Below are 22,438 nucleotides of genomic sequence, written 5' to 3' on the forward strand. Positions count from 1 at the left end.
CTTTAATTATATCAGTACGGAGACAATAAATAAACAAATAAAGAAAAATTAACTTAATTTAATTTAATAATTGTAAAATTACTGTAAAGAAAAGATGAATTAATATAAAACTTTAAGTGACAGACACTAAACATTGAGAAGCATTAAATGGCGGAGCCGACGGGACTCGAACCCGCGACCTCCGGCGTGACAGGCCGGCATTCTAACCAGCTAAACTACGGCTCCACTCTTGGCATTGTAGATGGTGGTCGCTGCAGGGCTCGAACCTGCGACCCCCAGCTTGTAAGGCTGGTGCTCTCCCAACTGAGCTAAGCGACCAACAAATTTTATTAATGGATTAGGACTTTGTGAAGTGGTGACCCCTACGGGACTCGAACCCGTGTCGCCGCCGTGAAAGGGCGGTGTCCTAACCGCTAGACGAAGGGGCCATAGCGATGGTGACCCGTGTTGGATTCGAACCAACGGCCCTCTGCTTAAAAGGCAGATGCTCTACCGACTGAGCTAACGGGTCAGCTTTTCTTTCACAACTTGTCGTTGTGGACTGAAATTATATGGAAATTATTTTTCAATGTCAAGAGAATTTATGAAAAAAATTCAAAAAATTCAAATTAAATATAAATTAAAAATATATTTATTGAATTTGAAGAAAAAATGTGTATAATACAAAGTTATGAACAACTATTCATAAAGGATGTCAAATGGATTTCTTCAAAAACCTGTCAATTAAAAGAAAGATAATGCTTATAACAGTCATTCCGTCCGCTTTTTTGTTATGGCTTATGATAAGTTCTATTTATAAAAGATATGAAAACATAAACCGGCTTAATAATATCAAGACCTTAATGCAGTTAACTTTGAAAGCCGAAAAATTAGTAAACGAACTTCAAAAAGAAAGAACATTATCCGTTTTTTATTTATATTCAAAAGACCCTTCCGATAAAAACGCAATGCTCAAACAAAGAAAAAACACCGATACCGGCAAAAATATATTTATTACTACTTTAAATCACATAACATTGCAGAAAATAAAAAACATAAATTACGACTTTTATAAAAAAATAAAAATCATTCTGGATAATCTTTCAAATTTAAACACCGTCAGAAAAAAGATAGATACAGGTTTAGTAAAAAAAAACAGGGTTATTACCTTTTATTCCCAATTAAATTCAAATTTAATCTCCCTTTTTGAAACACTTTCATATTTATCCCCGGATGAAAAACTTTCTAAAATAATAAATTCTTATTTTGCTATTTTAAATACCAAAGAAAAAACTGAAATAGAAAAAATCATAGCCTCCGAAGCTATTTCAAGCGGTCTGTTCAGCCCGGGAAGTTATGAACTTTTTTCACAGGTTATAACCAAACAAAAAACCTTTATTAACTTTTTCAAAAAAAACGCACCCAAAAACATATTGGATTATTACAGTTCACAGATAAATGCCAATAAGAATATTTTTAGAAAAATAATTTATATTGAAAACGTACTTCTGCATGATATAGACAAAAAAATCCAGGTCAGTTTTATTAAAGACGATATAGGAGCAAACGGCTTTGAAACAGATTTAAGAAATTATTACGCAACAAAAGACAAAGATCTTATTGACGACATGAAAGGCGACGTAGACGATCTAAAAGACGATATTAACTCTTATCTTGCCCTACCTTATGTTACCGACATAGAAAAAAATCTATTACACAAACTTTTAAATATCTATAATCAAAAAATACAAATATTAGAAAAAAACGGCAACCTTCCTTTAGAAAAATTAAATGACAAACTATCAGAACATGACGGGGATGTATTAAATATCATAGGAAATTTAAGCAATTTCTTCTTTTTAAAAGAAAACAACAAACAGTTTTTAAAAATAATTAACAACAAAATAAAAACGTTAAACAATATTATAAATTATATAAAAAAAGATATATTAAAAATTGTTGATTCCGACTATAAAACAAACATAGAGCTTATAATACTAATCAGCACGCTGTATCTGCTTTTATTTATTATTATCGCATTTATGATCTTCTTAACATCTAAAAACATAATAACAAACATTCAAATATTCCAAGACGGATTAAACGAGTTTTTCAGATTTATAAACAAAGAAACCGATTCAGCAAAAGAAATAGAAATCAACACCATGGACGAATTTGGAAAAATGGCGAAAACAGTAAATGAAAACATTGTAAAAATAGAACAGAAACTAGCCCAGGACAATTTAATGATTACGGCTTTAGGAAATGAAGTTGAAAAAATGAAAAAAGGCATTTTCGAAGGACAAATCCGTGAAAAAGCGGCAGATCCTGAATTGGAAAAAATAAGAAATATATTCAATGCGATGCTTGAAAATTTTCAAATGATAATAGGCAAAGACATAAATAAAACGGTATATGTTCTCGACAGGGCTATGAAAAGGGACTTCAGCAAAAAAATAGAACATGCGGTAGGTAAAGTTGAAAAAGCCGTTAATTCCGTGCTTGAAACCATTGTAAATATATTAAGCAAAAATAAAGAAAACGGTGAAGAGTTAAACGCTTCAGCCAATGAATTAAAAGAAAAAATGGATCAGCTGAAACATTTTGCCAAAGAAGCGTCTGATGAGCTTTCCGAAGTAACAAACGATATTCAAATGATAAACGAAGAAGTATTAAATATATCAAACGATACCAAAAATGTAGTAGAACAGTCTCACGATATTAAAAATATTGTAAAAATAATACAGGAAATAGCCGATCAGACCAATTTACTTGCTTTAAACGCCGCTATAGAAGCTGCAAGAGCCGGAGAACACGGAAGAGGTTTTGCCGTTGTTGCAGACGAAGTCAGAAAACTGGCTGAAAAAACACAAAAAAGTTTAAATGAAATTGATAGCAATATAAATATTTTAACCCAGTCTATAACGACAATAGGAGAAAGCATTGTAAATCAGGCCGACAAAATTAATACTACTTCCGAAAAAATAATGAATGTAAATCAAAAAACACAAAAAATGGAAGAAAATATCCTTACAGTCGACAATATTGCAAACAAAGTCAACACTATGGCAAATGCAATGTTAAAAGAAGTGAACAAAAATAAAATTTAAATTTTATTTTTGCTTGAAATTTAAAAAGTCATTATTAGGCTGAGCCGGAATAATCTGCTGAAGCGTATCTTTATGACATTTTGTGCAAGTACTTAACTTCTGATGTTCCGGAACGGGCGTATTTATAAGTTTTTTTCTGCTGTGACAGTCAAAACAGTCCGCTCCGCATTCATCCATACCTTTACTAGGATGGTTTTTATGACATTTTGTGCAGGTAATCAAAAAATGATGCTCTTTATAATATTTATTTGTTTTATTGTATTCCAACTGTTTTAATTTAGGATGGCATTCCAGACAGTCGCTGCTGCACGCATAAAGCGATACAGTTGCAAATAATGCTAAACAGACGGTTTTTTTTAGCATTATTTCTCCTTTTCATAAAATATTTTTAAACAGTTTCTAGGTTTTTTACCGTTTATAAAATCCTTAATATTTTCAAGAGAAATTTCCATAATTCTAAATAGCGCTTCTTTAGTGTAATAAGCCATATGCGGTGTTGCTATTATATTTTCTTTTTTAGCCAGATTCCAATCCGGCAATACATCCGCTGCAATTACACCCTCAAAACTGTTATAAACTTCAAAACTGATAATTTCGGCACGCGCCGGATTTATAATTATATTCCCGTCAAAAAAAGTTATATTTTCAGAATTAATTAAATTTTTTGTGCTTTTAGTAAGCGGAAGGGCGATAAAAAGTATATCGCTGTTTCTTAGAGTGTATTCAAGGTTATCGGTATATTCCACGCCTTCTATCAGTTTCTTGCTTCTGTTAAAGCCTATTATGCTCTGAACACCGAAACCTTTTGCGATTTGAGCAATATGGGTCCCGATTGTGCCAAGCCCTAAAATACCGATTCTTTTACCCTGTATTTCGCTGCCTTTCAAATCAGAATAATACAGATCTCCGTTTTTTACCCTCTGTATTGCTATATACGTCTTTCTTAAAGCTTCGAGCAAAAGAGAAAAAGCAAACTCGCTTACACACGGACCGGCGTACCCTACTACATTGCTTGCAAACAGTCCTCTTTTATATATTTCTTCCAAATCGAGATGATCAACTCCGGTAGAGCGGGTTTGTATATATTTAAGATTTTTAAATTTATCAAGTACATTCTTATCGACTTTCGAATGTATAAATACTGAAATCACATCAAAATCTGCAGAACCGGCATATTCATTTACCGTTTCTTCAAAAAAATAAAGCTCCTGGTTTTTTAGATTTTGTTCAAAAAAAGTTTTCTCTTCAGGTTTGATTTCAAAAAAGGCAATTTTCATAACGGTTCCTTTATGAATAAAGATTCATAATATATTATACACCTAAAGAGAAAAAAAAGGAAGGTTTAAATGTTATTCGGCAGACGCTTTTGCTTTTGCAGCTTTTGCCGCAGCTCTTTTTGCTTTTTTGTATTCAGCCAGTTTTTCACGGCTGTCGGCAGCTCTTATTTCAAGCTCACGCCATTTTTTTTCAACTTCTTTAGGATTATTTATTTCGTTTATAAAATATCCTAGTTTAGGATCTTTTATAACGCTTTCTCCCATTACGGGAGTTCTTACTTCCGACTGGGTAAGGCATCCCTCTTCGGCTTTCGGACACGCATCAACACATGCCCCGCAGTAAATACAAAGATACGGGTTGTAGTTGTACTGTTTTTTTCCGCTTTCTATATCAACCACTTCAAACTTAATAGCTCCCGGAGGGCATATATTTTCACATTTGTCACAAAAAATGCAAAGCTCTTCATTATAAAGAATAGTACCTCTGTATCCTTTAGGCTCAGGTGAAGGAGCAAAAGGATATTTTATTGTTTCAGGTTTTGAAACTAAATTTTTTAACGATTCGATAAACATTTGTATCATAATTACTCCTTTATCTGGCCGTACAGCTCATACATGGATCGAAACTTAGTACGATCGCCTGCGCATCTGAATATTTTTCACCTACAAAAAGCTCTTTAAGTACAGGAATATTCGCATATGTCGGCACTCTGATTCTGACCCTTTCAAGAACTTTCGTTTTATTACCTTTGAGATAATAAAAACATTCTCCCCTAGGCGCTTCAACCCTTACAAACGTTTCGCCGTCCGGTCTTCCTTTAACTTTAACCCTGTGTTCTCCCTCAGGTATACCGTCAAGTATATTAAGACACATTTCAATTGAATTCATAATCTCATCGAATCTGACCATATTTCTGGCCCAGACATCACCTTCCGTTCGTGTCTGAAGTTTATATCCCACTTCTTCAAACGGCAGATAGTCATATTCAGCCCTTGCGTCAGTTTCAAGGCCGCTGGCTCTGGCAATAGGTCCCGCAGCGTTGAACTTCGCAGCCATTTCTTTGGAAATAGTACCGACACCTTTTGTTTTTACTCCGAAAGTATAGTCGTTTTCAAAAAACTCAATCAGTTTTTCTGTATTTGCTTTAAGAGTTAAAAGTTTTTCTCTTGCAAAATTTTCCGTTTCTTTGTCAAAATCCCTCGCAACTCCTCCGATTATCTGATAATCGTACTGAACCCTGTTACCGGTAATTCTTTCAAGTATGTCCATTACGTCTTCTCTGTATCTGAATGTCTGCATAAACAGGTTTTCGTATCCGACTACCTCGGCAACGTGCCCGTTCGCAAGCATATGGGAGTGAATTCTGTCAAGTTCCACAACAAGCATTCTTAAATAGTCTATTTTTTTATTTGTTTCAATTCCAAGCAGTTTTTCAATACCGTGAGTATAAGCTCCCGCATGCGTAATAGAACAAAGCCCGCACACTCTTGCTACAAGATATGGAAGCTGAGTATATTCAAATCTCGTAATTGCCGCTTTTTCTATTCCTCTGTGAACATAACCTATATTAACGGTAACGTCTGTAATAACTTCGTTTTGAGTTTCAAACAAAAAGCTTACCGGTTCAGGCAGCGCAACATGCTGTGATCCGAAAGGTACAATAATTTTATTTCCCATTTGCTTCCCCTTTTCTTAAAGGCGCCTGAGGTGCGTCAGGTTCGATAAACACCCCTTTTGCCGCATTTTCAACATCTAATCCAAAGAGATCCGCAAGCTCCCACTCTGCAATCCACGCACTAGGAACAACACTGACTATTGAAGGAATCTTAGCATCATACGGTACGTTTTCGGCTCTGAACACCGTTAATTTGTTTTTGTCATAATATTTAGAAAATATCCAGTCAATCGTAACATTTCCTCCGTTATCAGTGGCGTTAACGGTTACATAATGATACTGATTTTCGTCATACCAGTCTTTTATTAAATCAACCACATTTTCTATTGTGGCTTCCATAAATGTTATTTCCGGATTAATCATCATTTCTAGCTCCTAATTTTTCTAATAATTCTACGCTGTGACCCCTCATATATTCTTTTTCTTTTGTTTTTTTCTCCCAGATTTTAACCGCTTCAACCATTCCGTCGATAACAGCTTCGACTCTCGGCGCACATCCCGGTATCCATACGTCCACAGGAATTATATTATCAACACCGTTTTCTACGTGATAAAAATCCCTGAAAATACCTCCGCCGTGTGCACAAGCTCCCATTGCAACAACCACTTTTGGCTCAGGCATTTCAAGATAAAGTCTTCTTAAAACGTCTCTGCATCTTTTTGTAACAGGGCCAGTAACCAATAAAATATCCGACTGTTTCGGATTCCCTCTGTTGAGCATACCGAATCTTTCGATATCGAATTTTGGAGCAAGAGCCGCAAGAATTTCAATATCACATCCGTTGCACCCTCCTGTATTATAATGCAATATCCAAGGGGATTTTTTTCTGAATTTACTAAATATACCCATAACTACCTCCATAGTGCCAAAAAGATTATATTAAGCGCTGATATCGGAATTAATACAAACCAGGAAAATTTAACCATTCTTCTGAAATCAAGCCTTGCAGTCGCGTTATCAAGCGCATTGACAAAAATAAACACTAAAAACACCAACAGCGCTCCCAGCCAGTAATGGCTTCCTCCGAATAAAAACACAAAGAAAAATACATACACATATTCAATCCATTTTCCTGTGTAAACAGCTTCGTAAAAAGGTCCGCTGTATTCTATTTCCGGACCTCCGATAATTTCCTGATGCGCTTCAGCTACATCAAAAGGAGATTTGTGAAGCATCATAGGAATCGCTAAAACAAACGCTACAAACACTACAGGAATCTGAAATAAAGGAACACCCGGATATGTCAAAATATCTTTTAAATTAAAACTGCCTACAACCTGATAAAAAGCCACCACCATCAATACCATTAATGGCTCATAGCTTATCATATGCATAAGTTCTCTCATCGCACCGATTACACTGTAAGGGCTTCTTACGCTAAAAGCACCGATTGTAAGAGCCAGTACCGCGATAACATGGAAAAAAACGGCAACCAACAAGTCATTTCCCAAAAACAGCACTAAAAGTGCAAACCAGCACGCCACAAAATACATAATACCCATTACCGCATGCAGAGAATGCACCATTAAAGGCCTTTTGTCCATTAATTTAAAAAAATCGTAAAAAGGCTGCATTAAAGGAGGTCCCACCCTGCTTTGCATTCTGGCTTTTACTATTCTTTCAACACCATACACAAAACCGCCTATAACAGGGGCAAAAAGCGTAAGCAGTATCATTAACGTTTCAAACTTCATAATAAACCTCCTCCAAGAACTAATACCATAATAAACAGAGCAATACTGAATGCTATCAGATAGTTTTCATATTTTGAAATACATACGAAATTATATGTTTCAATATGTCTAGGGAACGCTTCGCCGCAGTTATACGGCATAGCGGTATCTACATTTTTGAAATGTACGAAAAACGGAAGAGCGTGAATCAATAATAAAATAATCAATGCTCCCATAATCTGCCAGAAATACAATGTTGAATTGTTAATAATCAAAGACAGATGTTCTGAATAAATATTAGCTACGCTTCCGGTTATTTCAGTGGCAATAGGAACGATTTGCGTAGCAATAAACGGAGCGATAAATACTGTCAGAGCCAATAGCCACACATAATACCAGATTGATACAAAGTTAAATCTTTTTGGCAGCGGTAGAAGTTTAACTTTTTCTATTCCGTGAGATTTTCTGACACTGATACCCAATACTTTCATATAAAGCACGCTCAAAAATGCGCTTCCCGCACCCACATAAAGAATTAACAGAACATAACTTCCGTGAGAGAGGAAACCGCTTGCCTCTTCAATCATAATCCATTTACCTATAAAAGTTCCGAAAGGAACGAACGTCATATTTAAAAATCCAAAGAAAATAAACATAAGAGTAAGAGGAGCTCTTTCTATTAATCTTCTCATTTCTTTTATATATTTAACGTGAAATACTTTTTCCAAAACCCCGGCTTCGATGAATAGAAAACCTTTCGCAAACGCATGGAATAAAATAAGAATAAGACTTGCGGTAACCGCAATAGGCGTACCTACAACAGCGGCAAGCATCATAAGTCCAAGCAGAGAAATAGTTGAATATGCAAGAATTTTTTTGAAATTATCCTGTGTTAAGGCTATAACGGCAGCCGCAACAAACACGAAACCTGTTGTAATAATTAAAAGTTTTGCTAAAAGAGTGCCTTTAATAATAGGGGAAAGTCTAAGCAGCAGATAAGGAGCGATTTTTACCATTGTTGCCGAATGCAGTATCGCACTGACGGGTGTCGGCGCAACCATCGCACCTAAAAGCCATTTGTGAAAAGGCATTTGAGCGCCTTTTACAAGCGCGCTTAAAGATAAAAACCCTAAAGCCGTAAGTGAAACAACCTTCGGAGATGCGTTTAACAGATCCGTAAAATCATAAATACCGCTTGTTTTTATTAAAGTCAGAAGAGCCAATAAAATAGCAACCCCTCCAATCTGATTCATCCATAAAGCCAAAACTGCGTTATTAACAGCTTCTCTGTCCATTCTGAATCTGATGAGTACGTATGAAGCAAGTGTTGTTGTCTCAAACAACGCAAAAAACCATTCGATATTATTAACGCTTACTGCGAAATTCATTACACCCAAAAACCAAATCAAAATAGCTACAAAGCTGTGTTTTCCTTTTTCGTCATATTCCATGTATTTAGTTGCGAAAATCGCAATAGGAACACCGACAATTGCTACAATCATATACATAAACGCCGTTAATTTATCAACATATATGTTGGCTGTATCGCTCTCTTTAATCATAAATACAACAATTGTTAAAAGAACAAGCTGTAAAACGGCAAGTGAAGAAACCAGCATACTTTTATTTTTTATACCCTGATAAAAAAAGTATCCCAGCAAACCGAAATCATACACCGTTATCAGATATCCGACCCAGTTAGGTGTATCCATGTAATAAGGCAAATTGCCACTTGAATAAATCATCCATGCAAAATAACCTAAAATAGGCAGCATTGCAAATGAAAGCAGATTAGTTACAAAATCGTTTTTTGCCAGATAAATCACCAAAGCGGCAATCCACGGCAATACGATACTTAGAACAATAAATGTATCCATATTACCCTCCAAAATAAATTTGATTATATAATAATATCAAAATGAACATTCATTTACGAATACTATAAATTAAACTTATATTAAAAAGATATGCGGTTTGTATAAAAAAGTTACACTTAATTTTAAATAGATTGGAAAGTTTAATTATAAGAGTTGAGTTTTAGTTTTCTTTTATATCTTTTAATCATTGTTTTGTTACCGAAAATACCGCCCTGATGGACATATAGTATATCTTTTAAATTGTGGAACATAATCGTATCCCATCCTATAGGATCGTAAAGAAGATCAAATTCTATTCCTGAATTTTTAAGTTCTTTCCACAGAAAATAAAGTTCAGGATAGAGTTTTCCGTAGTGATATTTTTTTCTGGGTTTAAGAATGGTAGGTATTTTCCCTCCTCCCAACCATTTAAACTGCTTTTTTAAATAGTTTTCGTCACCGACACAAGGAACCGTTAGAACCTCCACATTTACGTGTTTTGAAAGAAAATAAGCTGTTGTACCGGTACCGCTTGGAAGAAAAATTTTTAAATTATGATTAAGTGCATATTCATTCACTTCTTCGGCCAAAAGTTTTATTCCGTATTCACTTTCCTGAATTCTTCCGCCCTCTTCGATTATCAGCGTTTCTTTATCTTTTAACGATTTAACAAATCTGATCAGTTTCTCACCTCTTAAATCCGTTTCAATTATATTAGCACCGTTTTGAAGAGCCTTTAAATAATTTCCTTCCGGATTTTGTTTTAAGTATTTCGGAATATGGTTCGTATAATATATGAATTCCCATTTTTTTATTTTACACAAAACACTCAGGCTCATCATTGCATTCGACTGGTTAGAACCGAATGAAACAACTCTTTTTACATTCGGAAATTCATTATTCAGAAAATAATAAAATTTTCTGGCTTTGTTGCCGTTAAAATCATTACTTAACAAATCGTCGCGCTTAATATGAAAAAAATTGTTTTGAAAGAAAAAAGGAGTGATTGGAGAATTTTCCAATCTCCAGGTTTTTGTGCTCATTAAATGGCTTTTAAATCTTTATATGCTTCTATTACTCTGGCTTTCATAGATTTTTCACCTTCTCTTAGCCATTTTCTAGGATCATAATATTTTTTATTAGGTTTGTCTTCACCTTCAGGGTTGCCTATCTGGCTTTGAAGATAATCTTTGAATTTTTCAATATAACCTTTAACTCCTGCCCAGAACGCCCACTGGGTATCGGTGTCGATATTCATTTTTACCACACCGTAATCGATAGCTTCGTGAATCTTAGAAAGCTCACTTCCGCTTCCGCCGTGAAATACGAATCTGATAGGTTTGTCATCATTTAAATTAAATTCTTTTTTTACATATTCCTGAGAATTTTTAAGAATTATAGGTTCAAGTTTAACATGTCCCGGTTTATATACACCGTGAACGTTTCCGAAACTAGCGGCAATAGTAAACAAATCACTAACTTCGCTTAATTCTTTATATGCATACGCCACATCTTCAGGCTGAGTGTAAAGTTTTGAATTTTCAATTCCCGTATTGTCCACACCGTCTTCTTCACCGCCTGTTACGCCTAATTCAATCTCAAGCATAATATCAAGTGCGCTTAATTTTTTCAGATACTCTTTACAAGTCTGAACATTCTGTTCAAGAGGTTCTTCGCTTAAATCAAGCATATGAGAGCTGAAAAGAGGTTTACCGTATTTTTCTTTGTGTTTAGCATTTGCTTCAATTAAACCGTCTATCCAAGGTAAAAGTTTTCTTGCGGCATGGTCGGTATGTAAAATTACAGGCACACCGTATGCTTCTGCAAGAGTATGAATATGTTTAGCCCCTGCAATCGCTCCAAGCACTGCAGCTTTTTGACCTTCATTATCAAGACCTTTACCCGCCCAGAAATGAGCTCCTCCGTTACTGAACTGAATAATAATAGGAAGGTTTACTTCTTTTGCGGCTTCCATAACGGCATTCACAGAGTTTGTCCCCACTACGTTTATCGCAGGAAGAGCAAAGCCTTTTTCTTTGCAGTAGTCAAGGACTTTTGCAGCTTCGCTTCCGCTTAAAACCCCAGGTTTTACAAAACTAAAATCCATCTAAAACCCCTTTTTTTATTTTACTTTAATTTCAACTTTTGCAGAGTCTTTTAATTTTTGAATTTCTTTTTGTAATTTTGCTCTTTTTAGATATTCAATGATTTGTAATTTAACCTGATTTAAAGGCATATAGTTTTTCTCGTTTTTAGCTTCAACCAAAATTACATGATATCCGAATCTTGTATGTACAGGTTTAAGTGTTATTTGACCAGGTTTCATTTTTTCAACAGCTTTAGCAAACGGCTGTACCATTTGTTTAGGATCAAACCATCCAAGTTCGCCTCCGTTTACTTTAGTAGGTCCTGTTGAATATTTTTTAGCTAGTTCGGCAAATTTTTTCTCTAAAGCTTTTCCGTGTAAACCTTTAAGTTCATTAATAATTTTTTCAGCTTCTTTTTCACTTTTCACCAAAATATGTCTAGCTTTGATTTTTGGAGTAGTTTTAAAATATATATCTTTATTTGCTTCATAGAATTTTTTAACTTCTGCATCAGATATTTTCATATTGTTAAGCTGCTGTTTTAACCAGTAGTCAACAGCCATTTTTTTCATTAAAGCTTGAAACTGAGGTGTTTTTTCTACACTTTTTGCTTTTTTATATAAAACTAAAGTATCAACATACTGTTTTACGAACTGACCAACATGCTGAGCAGGAAGTTCTTGAAGTTTAATTCTTTTATCAGCAGTCATTCCCTGTAAAAAGTTATTTACGTCTTTTACAGTAATTTTTTTACCGTTAAGCACTGCCACTACAGTATTGTCAGTCAAACCTTTCATCGGTTTACCGTTTAACGGTGCTGCTCCTCCCATTCCGCCTTGCATTCCTGGAAATGCAAATGCAGCCGCTGCTACTAGTCCGCCTAAAATTATTTTTTTCATAAAATCTCCTTAATTTTTTTATTTTAATTTATTGTATTTATTTAACGTTAATTATACCTTAATTACGCCATATTATGGATAACGTTTTGCACATCGTCAAGCTCTTCAAGCACTTCTATCAGATGTTCGACTTTTTCAGCAGTTTCATCATCGACTTCGCTTTCATTTGTAGCCACAAGCTGAACGTTGCTTTCAAGAATTTCTATTCCGTCTATTCCGTTTACAGCTTCCAGCACACTGTTGAAATCTTCAGGAGCGCTTTCTATAACTAATACTTCGTCAAGTTCTTTTATGTCTTCCGCTCCTGCTTCAATGGCTACTTCCATAACCTCATCGTCTTTATCGCTTCTGTTAACTACAATTACACCTTTTTTTTCAAACATCCATGCAACGCTTCCGCTTGTACCGAGACTTCCCCCCGCTTTTTTAAAAGCGTGACGTATAGCCGCAACAGTTCTGTTTTTATTGTCTGTCAGACATTCAACCATTATTGCGACTCCGCCCGGACCGTATCCTTCATAACTGACTTCGCTTAAAGTAACTCCGTCAAGATTACCGGTGGCTTTATCTATCGCTCTTTGAATATTTTGCATAGGCATTGAGTCTGCCTTAGCTCTTTCAACTGCAAGTCTAAGAGCCGCATTAGTCTCAGGATTTCCACCGCCCTGTCTTGCTGCAGTCATAATCGCTCTTACGTGTTTAGTAAATATTTTTGATTTTTTAGCGTCTTCTTTTGCTTTTATATGTTTTACTTTAGACCATTTATTGTGTCCAGCCATAATTCTCCTTTGCTAAAATATTCGTTATTATACTATAAAAGTGGTTAAGTGGATAAGTAGTTAAGTTGATAAGTTGTGAAACGGTAAATTATGAAGGTTATTGTACCGTATGATATAATTACTGAAAAAAAGGGATTTAATGGTTTTAAGAAAACCTGAAGAGTTAGAAGAGATTAAAAGACGTTTTTTAGAACATTACAAAGGTTCGCAGACTGAGCTCAACTATAAAAACGATTATGAACTTTTAATAGCGATTATTTTAAGTGCACAGTGTACCGATAAAAGAGTAAATATTATCACTCCTGCACTTTTTAAAAAATACCCTGATATTAAAAGTCTTGCATGTGCAAATTTAGACGACGTAAAAGAATTGATAAAATCTTGTTCGTTTTTTAACAACAAAGCAAAAAATATAATTGAAATGGCGAAAATCGTAAGGGATAAATTCAACTGCAAAATCCCGCATGATCATAAAGAGCTTATTAAACTTCCGGGAGTCGGAAACAAAACAGCAAATGTGTTTTTAATAGAACTAAACGGTGAAAACAGAATGGCAGTAGACACTCATGTATTCAGAGTGGTTCACAGACTAGGAATTACGGATGCAAAAACGGTGGAACAGACGGAAAAGGATCTTATAGAAGCTTTTAAAACGGACCTTAACGAACTGCATCAGGGATTTGTACTGTTTGGAAGATATATATGTACTGCCAAAAACCCTAAATGCGATAAATGTTTTGTTCCGGAATTTTGCGTTACAAAAGAAAGTTTTAAAGCGAGATAATTATTTCTCGAAAACCAAAATCCACTTTTCAATTTCTCCGCTTCCGTACAGTGAAACCGGAATTTTGTTAATCAGTTTCATTTTCGTAAATTTAGAAATTTTTTCAATACTGTGGTAATACTGAATTATATTCGCCTGTGATTTTTTATAGCACCCGCCGTCTTTTTCAAACAGTGTGATTTCTGTTGTTAACACATCGTCTTCAAAATCCGAATAGAGTACTCCGAATCTGTTTTCATCTTCGGCTTTTAATGTTCCTATAGCCAGATCGTTCATAGCAAAATAACTGTTTATGTCGAAAATAAAATATTTTTCCACCACGTCTTCGACACAGGAAAAAAACTTTTTAAGCTCTTTGTCGTTCATATAATTTATAACGTCGAATATTGCAACGGCGGCTTCAAATTTATCTTCCATATCGCATACGTCTTTAACTTCACAGTCGCATTTTATTTTTGCTCTCTCGATTTGCGTATGACTTAAATCTATACCTTTTACCTTAAGTCCGCTATTTAAAGCTAGTTCGCAAAAATCTCCGCTTCCGCAGCCTATATCAAGAATATTTTTCACGTCAAGACTAATTAAAACAGAAATAAACTTGCTCCACAAAATATGGGCGGCTTCTTTATCCAGAAAAAGATCTTCGATTTTTCCGTAAAGCTCAAGCCCCATGTACCGCCTTTATTTTTTCAACTACTTCCATTATCTGTTCTTTCTTTTCGATAAAAGAGTTTTTATTGGCTATCAGTCTTGCGCTTGAGGTCATAATAGTTTCTTTTTCTTCAAGCCCGTTTTCTCTTAATGTGTTTCCGGTTTCGACTATATCAACAATAACATCGCTAAGCCCCACTAAAGGAGCAAGTTCTATAGAACCGTTAAGCTTTATAATACTGGCGGGTATGCCTTTTTTAGAAAAATATTTTTTGGCTATATTTTGTAATTTGCTTGCAACGGTAATTTCCGTTTTGTTTTTATAGCTTTCATCGCCTTTTATTCCGGCCACGGAAACCCTGCATTTTCCAAGACCTAAATCCATAAGCTCCAATACGTCGCTTTCAAGTTCGCTTAATACGTCAAATCCCACAACACCTATATCAGCAGCCTGATTCTGGACATATACGGCCACATCCCAGTTTCTGACGTTCAAAAACGTAAAGCCGGCTTTTTTTAAAATCAATTTTCTGTTTTCAAATTCAAAATCTTCATTAAATATTTTTTTAAATATCTGCAGTACTTCTTCGGCAATTCTGCCTTTTGGCAAAGCAATAGTCAAACTCATTTTTTCTCCAATTCCTTTATTGTTTTTAACATCCCAAGAAAAACCAAATCTTCAATATACTCGGAATTTTCAATCACCCGAGACAAAAACTCTCCGTCACCTCCGGTAATATAGACTTTTCTGTTTTGAGAATATTTTTCAATCATACATTTGATTGCTCCGACACTTCCCATATTAAGAGCCTCGGAAGTATTACTCGGATAAAACGTATTTATTATATCCGGATTAAATTGTAAAACTTCTGAAATTGTACCAAAAGCTTGTTTAAAAGCATAAATACCGGGCATTATTATTCCGCCTAAATGTCTGTTTTCCTGCATAATATCTATAGTTACGGCGCTTCCGGCATCTACTACAACACCGTCGCTTATACTTTTACAGGCCATAATTCTGTCAATTCCCAGCCCCTTGTAAGCTGTATCGAATAAAACATATTTTTCAAGATTTACAGCGTCAGGATTTAATTTTTTAAATATTTTTTCTTTTTCTTTATTTACACTAATGTAATAAACCCTGCCGTCGTATTTTTCCGGAGATTTTTTATTAACTGTTTTTCCGTCTATCCAAATATGTATATTGGTGTTTCCTATATCAACCAGCACCATTTATTATTTTCCAATCGCTTATTTTTTCTTTTGCCTTAGAACATATAGGCCCGTTTAAAATTAGAATTTTCTTTTTATATCTGAAATTGATCCTATCCGGCAAAAATTCATACAAAACATCAATATCTTTACTTAAAAACCTGCTTTTTTTATCAAGCTTTAAAATAAAACAGTATTCGTTTTTTAAATTTACACCCAGATACGCTTTTAACTTTTTTCTCGTATTTAATTTAATTTCATCTATTTTTTTACAAATAATATTGTTTTTTCTAAGGAGCTCTATTAAATCTTTAAACTCTCCATTTTCAATTCTCAATTCTCAATTTTCCTTTCTCAGTTTTCCATTAATTCAAGAGGATGATATTTTAAAACAGTGTCTTTTAAATTTTCTTTTTGTATATGTGTGTATATCTGGGTGGTGTTTAATGAAGAATGACCCAAAAGTTCCTGAACGACTCTCAAATCCGCACCGCCTAAAACAAGTGCGGTAGCAAATGAATGTCTTAAAACATGCGGAGAGACGTTTAAATATTTTTTGGTTATATTAAACGCGCTGATTCTGCTTAAAGGTTTACAGTTTTTATTCACAAACAGGTATTCGCTCTGACAAGGTCTTTTTTGCAAATACTCTTCAAGAAGTTTTAATGCCGTTTCAGCAATGGGAACGACTCTTTGTTTTTCGCCTTTTGCCATAGTTACCTTAACCCAGCCGTTTTCTATATCGCTGATTTTAGTATTAAGCACTTCGCTGATTCTAAGCCCGGTAGCGTAAATAAACATAATCATGGCTTTATCTCTGAGATCAAACCATTTTTTAACCTCAATGGAATTAACTGCATTTAAAATTTCTTCTTTTGTAAGAAATTTAGGAAGGGATTTGGGTATTTTTGCCTGTTTGATTTTATGTTTCGTATCAGTCCACTCTTTTTTATAAGCAAAATCAAAAAAAGAATTTATCGCACTCAGTTTACGGTTTAGGGATCTTTTATTGTCGATAGAAGAAAGAAAAGAGATAATATCCATATTATCGGCCTGAATAACAGGCTTTTTGATAAATTCTTCAAACTGAAGAAGGTCTCGTTTATATGCGTTATATGTATTTTTGCTTACGCCCTTGTTGATCTGGAGATATTCCAAAAACGCCTCAAGATACCTACTCAATCATAAAAACCTTGTTGTCGTTATATATTTTACATCCCTGAAGTTTAAGCATTCCCGCACTTGTTGTATCAAAATTATTTCCTGTATAAACGGTTATGTTCAAATCAGGGGATATCCTGATAAGATATCCGCCTCTTTCAACAGTCCATATATATCCGTTACATACACTAGGGGCAAAAAAGCTTGCATAAGGAAGTTTTATTTTTTTAATCTCTTTTAAATTACTGTCAAGTTTTATAATATGCCCGTCGTTTGTAAAAATATACAGATACCCTTTGTAATCGATAATATGTTTGATGTCTGCGCTGTAATCAATCAAGAACTGAGGATTAAACAAAATCAGTCTGCTGGGAGTCGCCATAAAAAGCTGGTTGTTTACAATTTTTAGAAAAATAACATTGTCATTAAACTGATTTTGGGAAATATTAAGAGTTCTTATGTACTTATCGTTTACAGCGTCTACAACGGCAACGTTTCCGCTGAGCATAGGATATAAAATCAAATCTTTGTAAAACAGAGGACTGGCATGCATGTATTTTACGCTTATTACGCTGTCTCCGTCAAACGTAAATTTCATATCCGAATTTTTCAGATCATACAGTCCGTATTTGCCGTTTTCAAACACTACAGCAACTAAACCGTCTTTTTTGGTGGCGCTGTATATTAAATAAGGCAGTTTATATACTTTTTTACTTGATATAACAAGCAGTCTGTTTCCGTTTACTGCAAGATCTTTATTAATTTTTGTAAATTTTCCGAGATAATGACCTTTTGCGTCATAATAAACTTTTACCACCCTAATACCGTCGTCTAATAAACCTTTTTTCTTTACATATTTAAGTTTAAGGGTTGAAAATGTAAGCGTGTTTTTAGTATATTCGCTTAAATTATTGGATATGTCTTTTGAATGAAGTTTTAAAGGCTGAGTTTTTTCAGGTTCGTACACTTTGCTGCTGCATCCGGCAAAAAAAATAAAACCCGCTAATAAAATTAATCTGTATTTCATTTAGCCACTCCGTAATGCAGCAGAAACTTGGCAATCGGAGCAAACTGCGAATTAGGAGAAATCTGTGCATAAAGTTCTTCAGCTTTTTTTCTGTTGCCCTCTTTCAGATAAATTTTAATCAAAGCCACTCTTACCGGGTCTTTCAGAATCTTATAATCAGGATTTAACAGATAGTTTTCAAGAGACTGTTTATCGCCTTTTAGCATTGCTATTTTATAAGCGGCTATGGCTTTTAATTCAGGCGCGGTGATTTTTTTCAGATTTTCTATTTTATTGCTCTGCAGAAGATATACCTGATAGAGCTTTTCGTTTGCTTTTACTTTTTCCAAAGCTTCTTTGTCGTTTGGATTTTTCATTAAAACGTCAAATGCGTTATTTGAAGAAATCAGCTTTTGCTGCTGTATATATCCGTATATCGCATTACCGATTAACAGCGCGGCAGCTATTATCACACCCGCTATAATCTGTTTTTTATATTTTTTTATAAATTTTTCTAATTTAAAAACTTTAACTAATAATTCTTCTTCCTGTTTTAGCTTTTCTTTTATCTCCACTGTCAGCCTTTTTTATGTAATTTTATCAAATATTGTTCGATTTGTTTTAAAATCTCTTCTTTTATTGTGATATTTAACTCTATAACTCTTAAATCCAGATTAAATTTTTTAAGTTTTACATAATCCTTCATTGTTGTTACGACTGTTTTGTTTTCAAACTTTTTAATATCATTCTGTTTGAATTCATAATGATCCGGAAAGAAAACATAAGGAATTTTGCAGTATTGAAGCAGTCTTTCCGGTTTGGAAATCGCGGTTATTAGGATTTCTCCTTCGGGACACTTGACTTCCCTTTTAAAATCCCTGTCCTCTTCCAAAACCATATCGGCATATCTTAAAGCAAGTCTCGGAAATCTGTAACCTCCTGCAGGTATGCAAAAAGGATTTTTGATTTTTTTATCAATAACTATATTTAACTTTTTAAAAGGTTTGTCAAAACCGTCGTCAAGTATGACAAACCCGGCTCCCATTTCTTTAGCTTTCAATATTCCTTCTTTTCTGTCTTCACTTACAATTACAAGCGCTTTTGTCTTAAGAGCTATCTCCATGGCTTCATCACCGCTCGTATCTACATCGGTTTTAATATCTCCCCACTCGCTTACCACCTCAAGCCCTCTGCTTTTTCTGCCGTATCCTCTTAATATTACAGCCGGTTTATAATTTTTAAACTTATTGGCAAGCGCTATGGAAAAAGGCGTTTTACCGCTGCCTCCGATTATTATGTTTCCGACAGACACAACCGGAATACCCAAATCTTCATATTTGCGGGGAAACTTGAAATGAATTATTGTCATATAAATTAAAGAAAAAGGAAGCAGGAGAATAATTAAAGGCCAATGATACCATTTAGGATAAAAAAGCATTTCTTCCGCGAAACTATGAAATTTTAACTTTAAATTTTTCACTTTACATTTTTCACTTACAGTTTTATGTCTCTTTCATATAAAAAGTCATGGGTTATTGTTCTGTTTTTGAGTTTTGCTATTATAGGCATTTTTCTTTTAAATTGGTTAAAATAAACTTTTTTCAAAACAAATTCAACCAAGTCTTTATCGTATTTTCTTAAAAGCTCGTCTTTTGTTGCTCTTTCATCCACAAAATCCCTCAATACCGCATCAAGTTCGTCATATGTGTATCCGAGCTCTTTTTCATCGCTCTGCCCTTCCCACAAATCAGCACTCGGAGGTTTATTTATTATTTCTTCGTTTACGCCTAGATACCCGGCAAACTCAAAAATTTCCGTTTTATAAAGATCCCCTATTGGATTTAATGCACTCGCAAGATCTCCGAATAAAGTACCGTATCCGAGTAAAAGTTCGCTTTTGTTGCTCGTTCCTATCACAAGAGCTCCAAGTTCCGCACTTTTATCGTAAAGCACCGCCATTCTCATACGCGCTGAAAAATTACCGAATCTGACTTTATCGTCAATCGGATATGCGTTTAAAAGTGGTGCGATTGAGATTGTTTCATGAGCAATATCGAATTTTTCACAGAGTTTAAGCGCGTCTTCAATGCTTGATTTGCTTGAAAACTGAGAAGGAAGTAAAAAGGCTTTGAAATTATCCCCGAGAGCTTTTTTTGCAAGTACGGCTACAACGGCGGAGTCAATTCCTCCGCTAAGTCCGCATATACCTTTTTTAAGCCCGGTTTTTGTAATTTCTTCTTGTATGAATTTAATCAAAAACTTTTCAATTAACTGCCATTTTTTCATATCACTTCCTTCCTCATAACCGCTTCACAACTTACCCACTTCACCACTTCACTACTTACCCATCAGCTTTCAATATAATTTTTCAAAAACTTCCCGATATTAGGGTGTCTCAGTTTCTTAATCGCACTGCTTTCGATCTGTCTAACCCTCTCTCTTGTTACATTTAATGCTTTTCCGATTTCTTCAAGAGTTCTTTCGCTCTTATCAGGCATAAGACCGAATCTCATTTTAATTACGGCTCTTTCTCTTTCATTTAACTGTTCTAAAATCTCTTCGATATGTTTTCTGAGATCTTCGTTTACAACTTCTTCATAAGGGTTAGTAAATGTTTTATCTTCTATAAAATCTCCGAATTTTCCGTCTTCCTCTTCTCCCACAGGAGCTTCAAGAGACACAGGCTCTTTTGAAATTTTCAGAATCTGTTTTACCTTTTCGATAGGCATTTTCATCTCTTTTGCAATTACTTCCAAAGAAGGCTCTTTTCCTTCTTCCTGTACGTATTTTCTGACAATCTTATTAATCTGGTTGATGTTTTCAATCATATGTATAGGAATTCTTACCGTTCTTGCCTGATCCGCTATGGCACGAGAAATAGCCTGTCTTATCCACCATGTCGCATATGTTGAAAATTTATACCCTTTTTCAAATTCAAATTTGTCAATCGCTTTCATAAGACCGATATTTCCTTCCTGAATCAAATCCAAAAACGGAAGACCTCTGTTTGTATATTTTTTAGCGATACTTACAACGAGTCTGAGGTTTGCCCTTGCCATTTTTTCTTTGGCTTCTGTTGTGATTTTTTTACCGCGTTTTAGCTGTTCAAGGATTACTTCAAGTTTTTCAGGCTCCATACCAAACATATTTTCACTGGCTTTTTTGGCTTCTACAAGCTTTTTAATATCCATATAAACGTTAACCATTGTATGTTCCGGAACCATTGCCGCGATATCCTCTTTGCTGAGTTCCGTAATCTTGCTTAAGATTTCTTTATGCAGTTTTCTAAGCTGTTCGTTGAAAAGAGGCAGTCTGTATTCTTTTTTCTTAAGTTCTTTTTCAAAATCCTTATCGCCTTTAAGGGCAGTTTCAACTGTTTTAACGATTTCATTGATAAGCTTAGACGTATAACCGAGTTCGTTAAGAGCTTCTTTTACTTTTTTCTTTTTAAATGTAAGCTGCAGGATTTTATGAAGTCTTTCAAGCTCGTCCATATCTTTTGCGTTAATTACCCTGTCATATTCATCAAGAACTTTTTCCCATTCTTTTTTCGCTTTTTCAAGATTTTTAAAAAGCTCGTTAATTCTTTTTTCACGGATTGATATTTTTTTCTGTCTTTTTCCTTCTTTACTGTCCTCGTCGTCAACTTCTTCTTCTTCAACGAAATTTTTGAAAAGCTCTTTAACTCTTCTTTCCCTGTTTAAAAGAGGCTCTTTATATTTAAGCACAAGGTCAATTAAAAAAGGAATCGAACAGATTGCGTCAAGAATAATTTCTTCACCAAGCTGGATTCTTCTGAATATTTCAATTTCTTCATCTTTGTCAAGAAGCGGAATATGTCCCATTTCTCTTAAGTACATCCTAACAGGAGAATCAGATCTGCTCCATTCAAGCAGTTCTTTGTCTTTAAGAATATCTTCAGCAAGCTCTTCTTTTTTTCTTTCTCTTTCTTCTTCGTTTTTAACAACGTCTTCAAGGTTTTTAAGCTTGGCAACTTCCGCCGCAGTCATAAGTTTAATATTGTATTCTTTTGCAGCTTTAAGAATTTCTTTACTTTGAGCTTTTGTAGGTACTTTTGGTAAAATATTAACAATCGTTTCATACGTAACAATACCGTTTTTGTTGGATTTAAAGAGTTTTTCGAGTTCTTTTGGCAATGCCATTAATTCTCCTTTTGTTTTATAAGTAGTGTGCAGTTAACATCTGCCGGGTATCAACTGCAAACCACTCATTTTAAGAGTGGAATTATACTAAATTTTTTTGGAACGCTTATTGCTTCGTATCTTC

General features: G+C 34.6%; 24 protein-coding genes, 4 tRNA genes and 1 pseudogene. 3 read left to right on the forward strand and 26 right to left on the reverse strand.

Annotated elements, in window-relative coordinates; translation table 11 throughout:
- Positions 1-148: 148 nt before the first annotated feature.
- From ACZ5EP_RS04295 to ACZ5EP_RS04310, 4 genes are all read right to left on the reverse strand, one after another.
- Positions 149-225, reverse strand: a tRNA-Asp gene (locus ACZ5EP_RS04295).
- A gap of 17 nt (positions 226-242) precedes the next feature.
- Positions 243-318 (reverse strand) — tRNA-Val (locus ACZ5EP_RS04300).
- Positions 319-353: 35 nt separating this feature from the next.
- Positions 354-428: transfer RNA gene (locus ACZ5EP_RS04305), tRNA-Glu, on the reverse strand.
- A gap of 7 nt (positions 429-435) precedes the next feature.
- Positions 436-511 (reverse strand) — tRNA-Lys (locus tag ACZ5EP_RS04310).
- A gap of 331 nt (positions 512-842) precedes the next feature.
- Here ACZ5EP_RS04310 and ACZ5EP_RS04315 point away from each other — a divergent pair.
- Positions 843-1,580, forward strand: a pseudogene (locus ACZ5EP_RS04315) (nitrate- and nitrite sensing domain-containing protein); the annotation flags it as partial.
- 1,053 nt (positions 1,581-2,633) lie between these two features.
- Positions 2,634-3,089, forward strand: coding sequence for a methyl-accepting chemotaxis protein (locus ACZ5EP_RS04320; protein WP_464509635.1), 456 nt, complete (start codon positions 2,634-2,636; stop codon positions 3,087-3,089).
- A gap of 3 nt (positions 3,090-3,092) precedes the next feature.
- Here ACZ5EP_RS04320 and ACZ5EP_RS04325 read toward each other — a convergent pair whose 3' ends face one another.
- From ACZ5EP_RS04325 to ACZ5EP_RS04380, 12 genes are all read right to left on the reverse strand, one after another.
- Complete coding sequence (locus ACZ5EP_RS04325; protein ID WP_127679825.1) at positions 3,093-3,452, reverse strand: hypothetical protein; 360 nt, start codon at positions 3,450-3,452, stop codon at positions 3,093-3,095.
- Positions 3,452-4,366 carry an NAD(P)-dependent oxidoreductase gene (locus ACZ5EP_RS04330; RefSeq protein ID WP_464509593.1) on the reverse strand — a complete coding sequence of 305 codons (915 nt, stop codon included), beginning with the start codon at positions 4,364-4,366 and terminating at the stop codon, positions 3,452-3,454. Before ACZ5EP_RS04330 ends, ACZ5EP_RS04325 begins: the two co-directional genes overlap by 1 nt.
- 72 nt (positions 4,367-4,438) lie before the next feature.
- Entirely contained in the window at positions 4,439-4,948 is a 510-nt protein-coding gene (locus ACZ5EP_RS04335; protein WP_464509594.1) for a 4Fe-4S binding protein, read from the reverse strand.
- Between the two features lie 10 nt (positions 4,949-4,958).
- Entirely contained in the window at positions 4,959-6,044 is a 1,086-nt protein-coding gene (locus ACZ5EP_RS04340) for a hydrogenase large subunit (protein ID WP_127679819.1), read from the reverse strand.
- Positions 6,034-6,408, reverse strand: a complete 375-nt coding sequence (locus ACZ5EP_RS04345; RefSeq protein ID WP_464509596.1) for an NADH-quinone oxidoreductase subunit C — start codon at positions 6,406-6,408, stop codon at positions 6,034-6,036. Before ACZ5EP_RS04345 ends, ACZ5EP_RS04340 begins: the two co-directional genes overlap by 11 nt.
- The gene (locus ACZ5EP_RS04350) at positions 6,398-6,892 is read right to left on the reverse strand and encodes an NADH-quinone oxidoreductase subunit B family protein (protein WP_464509597.1); all 495 of its coding nucleotides are present in this window, start codon (positions 6,890-6,892) and stop codon (positions 6,398-6,400) included. Before ACZ5EP_RS04350 ends, ACZ5EP_RS04345 begins: the two co-directional genes overlap by 11 nt.
- Before the next feature lie 2 nt (positions 6,893-6,894).
- Positions 6,895-7,737 (reverse strand): respiratory chain complex I subunit 1 family protein, encoded by an 843-nt coding sequence (locus ACZ5EP_RS04355; protein WP_464509598.1) that lies wholly within the window; start codon positions 7,735-7,737, stop codon positions 6,895-6,897.
- The gene (locus ACZ5EP_RS04360; protein WP_464509599.1) at positions 7,734-9,593 is read right to left on the reverse strand and encodes a proton-conducting transporter transmembrane domain-containing protein; all 1,860 of its coding nucleotides are present in this window, start codon (positions 9,591-9,593) and stop codon (positions 7,734-7,736) included. The genes ACZ5EP_RS04355 and ACZ5EP_RS04360 overlap by 4 nt, the downstream gene beginning before the upstream one ends.
- 140 nt (positions 9,594-9,733) lie before the next feature.
- Positions 9,734-10,615 (reverse strand): 1-aminocyclopropane-1-carboxylate deaminase/D-cysteine desulfhydrase, encoded by an 882-nt coding sequence (locus ACZ5EP_RS04365; RefSeq protein ID WP_464509600.1) that lies wholly within the window; start codon positions 10,613-10,615, stop codon positions 9,734-9,736.
- A complete protein-coding gene (fbaA, locus tag ACZ5EP_RS04370; RefSeq protein WP_127679807.1) occupies positions 10,615-11,679 on the reverse strand; it encodes a class II fructose-bisphosphate aldolase in 1,065 nt (354 codons plus the stop codon). Before fbaA ends, ACZ5EP_RS04365 begins: the two co-directional genes overlap by 1 nt.
- Positions 11,680-11,694: 15 nt before the next feature.
- A complete protein-coding gene (locus ACZ5EP_RS04375) occupies positions 11,695-12,558 on the reverse strand; it encodes a peptidylprolyl isomerase (protein WP_464509601.1) in 864 nt (287 codons plus the stop codon).
- A gap of 62 nt (positions 12,559-12,620) precedes the next feature.
- The gene (locus ACZ5EP_RS04380) at positions 12,621-13,337 is read right to left on the reverse strand and encodes a YebC/PmpR family DNA-binding transcriptional regulator (RefSeq protein WP_464509602.1); all 717 of its coding nucleotides are present in this window, start codon (positions 13,335-13,337) and stop codon (positions 12,621-12,623) included.
- Positions 13,338-13,476: 139 nt separating this feature from the next.
- Here ACZ5EP_RS04380 and nth point away from each other — a divergent pair, with 139 nt between their 5' ends.
- A complete protein-coding gene (gene nth, locus ACZ5EP_RS04385; protein ID WP_464509603.1) occupies positions 13,477-14,121 on the forward strand; it encodes an endonuclease III in 645 nt (214 codons plus the stop codon).
- On the opposite strand, the gene ACZ5EP_RS04390 is transcribed toward nth, so the two are convergent.
- The 10 genes from ACZ5EP_RS04390 to rpoD all read right to left on the reverse strand — a co-directional run bounded on the left by ACZ5EP_RS04390 (position 14,122) and on the right by rpoD (position 22,314).
- A complete protein-coding gene (locus tag ACZ5EP_RS04390; RefSeq protein ID WP_464509604.1) occupies positions 14,122-14,793 on the reverse strand; it encodes a class I SAM-dependent methyltransferase in 672 nt (223 codons plus the stop codon).
- Positions 14,783-15,400, reverse strand: a complete 618-nt coding sequence (gene hisG / locus ACZ5EP_RS04395; protein ID WP_127679797.1) for an ATP phosphoribosyltransferase — start codon at positions 15,398-15,400, stop codon at positions 14,783-14,785. The genes ACZ5EP_RS04390 and hisG overlap by 11 nt, the downstream gene beginning before the upstream one ends.
- Entirely contained in the window at positions 15,397-16,005 is a 609-nt protein-coding gene (locus tag ACZ5EP_RS04400; protein ID WP_464509606.1) for a type III pantothenate kinase, read from the reverse strand. The genes hisG and ACZ5EP_RS04400 overlap by 4 nt, the downstream gene beginning before the upstream one ends.
- Positions 15,992-16,321, reverse strand: a complete 330-nt coding sequence (locus ACZ5EP_RS04405) for a hypothetical protein (protein WP_246831092.1) — start codon at positions 16,319-16,321, stop codon at positions 15,992-15,994. The genes ACZ5EP_RS04400 and ACZ5EP_RS04405 overlap by 14 nt, the downstream gene beginning before the upstream one ends.
- Positions 16,322-16,338: 17 nt before the next feature.
- Positions 16,339-17,166 (reverse strand): tyrosine-type recombinase/integrase, encoded by an 828-nt coding sequence (locus tag ACZ5EP_RS04410; protein ID WP_464509607.1) that lies wholly within the window; start codon positions 17,164-17,166, stop codon positions 16,339-16,341.
- A complete protein-coding gene (locus tag ACZ5EP_RS04415; protein WP_464509609.1) occupies positions 17,159-18,172 on the reverse strand; it encodes a hypothetical protein in 1,014 nt (337 codons plus the stop codon). The genes ACZ5EP_RS04410 and ACZ5EP_RS04415 overlap by 8 nt, the downstream gene beginning before the upstream one ends.
- On the reverse strand, positions 18,169-18,726 hold the full coding sequence (locus ACZ5EP_RS04420; RefSeq protein ID WP_464509610.1) for a tetratricopeptide repeat protein: 558 nt from the start codon (positions 18,724-18,726) through the stop codon (positions 18,169-18,171). The genes ACZ5EP_RS04415 and ACZ5EP_RS04420 overlap by 4 nt, the downstream gene beginning before the upstream one ends.
- 2 nt (positions 18,727-18,728) lie before the next feature.
- Positions 18,729-19,589, reverse strand: coding sequence for a tetraacyldisaccharide 4'-kinase (locus ACZ5EP_RS04425; protein ID WP_464509611.1), 861 nt, complete (start codon positions 19,587-19,589; stop codon positions 18,729-18,731).
- Between the two features lie 56 nt (positions 19,590-19,645).
- On the reverse strand, positions 19,646-20,437 hold the full coding sequence (locus ACZ5EP_RS04430) for an NAD+ synthase (RefSeq protein ID WP_464509612.1): 792 nt from the start codon (positions 20,435-20,437) through the stop codon (positions 19,646-19,648).
- A 62-nt stretch (positions 20,438-20,499) separates the two neighbouring features.
- Entirely contained in the window at positions 20,500-22,314 is a 1,815-nt protein-coding gene (gene rpoD / locus ACZ5EP_RS04435) for an RNA polymerase sigma factor RpoD (RefSeq protein ID WP_464509614.1), read from the reverse strand.
- Between the last annotated feature and the right edge of the window lie 124 nt (positions 22,315-22,438).

This window comes from Nautilia abyssi, assembly GCF_055388085.1.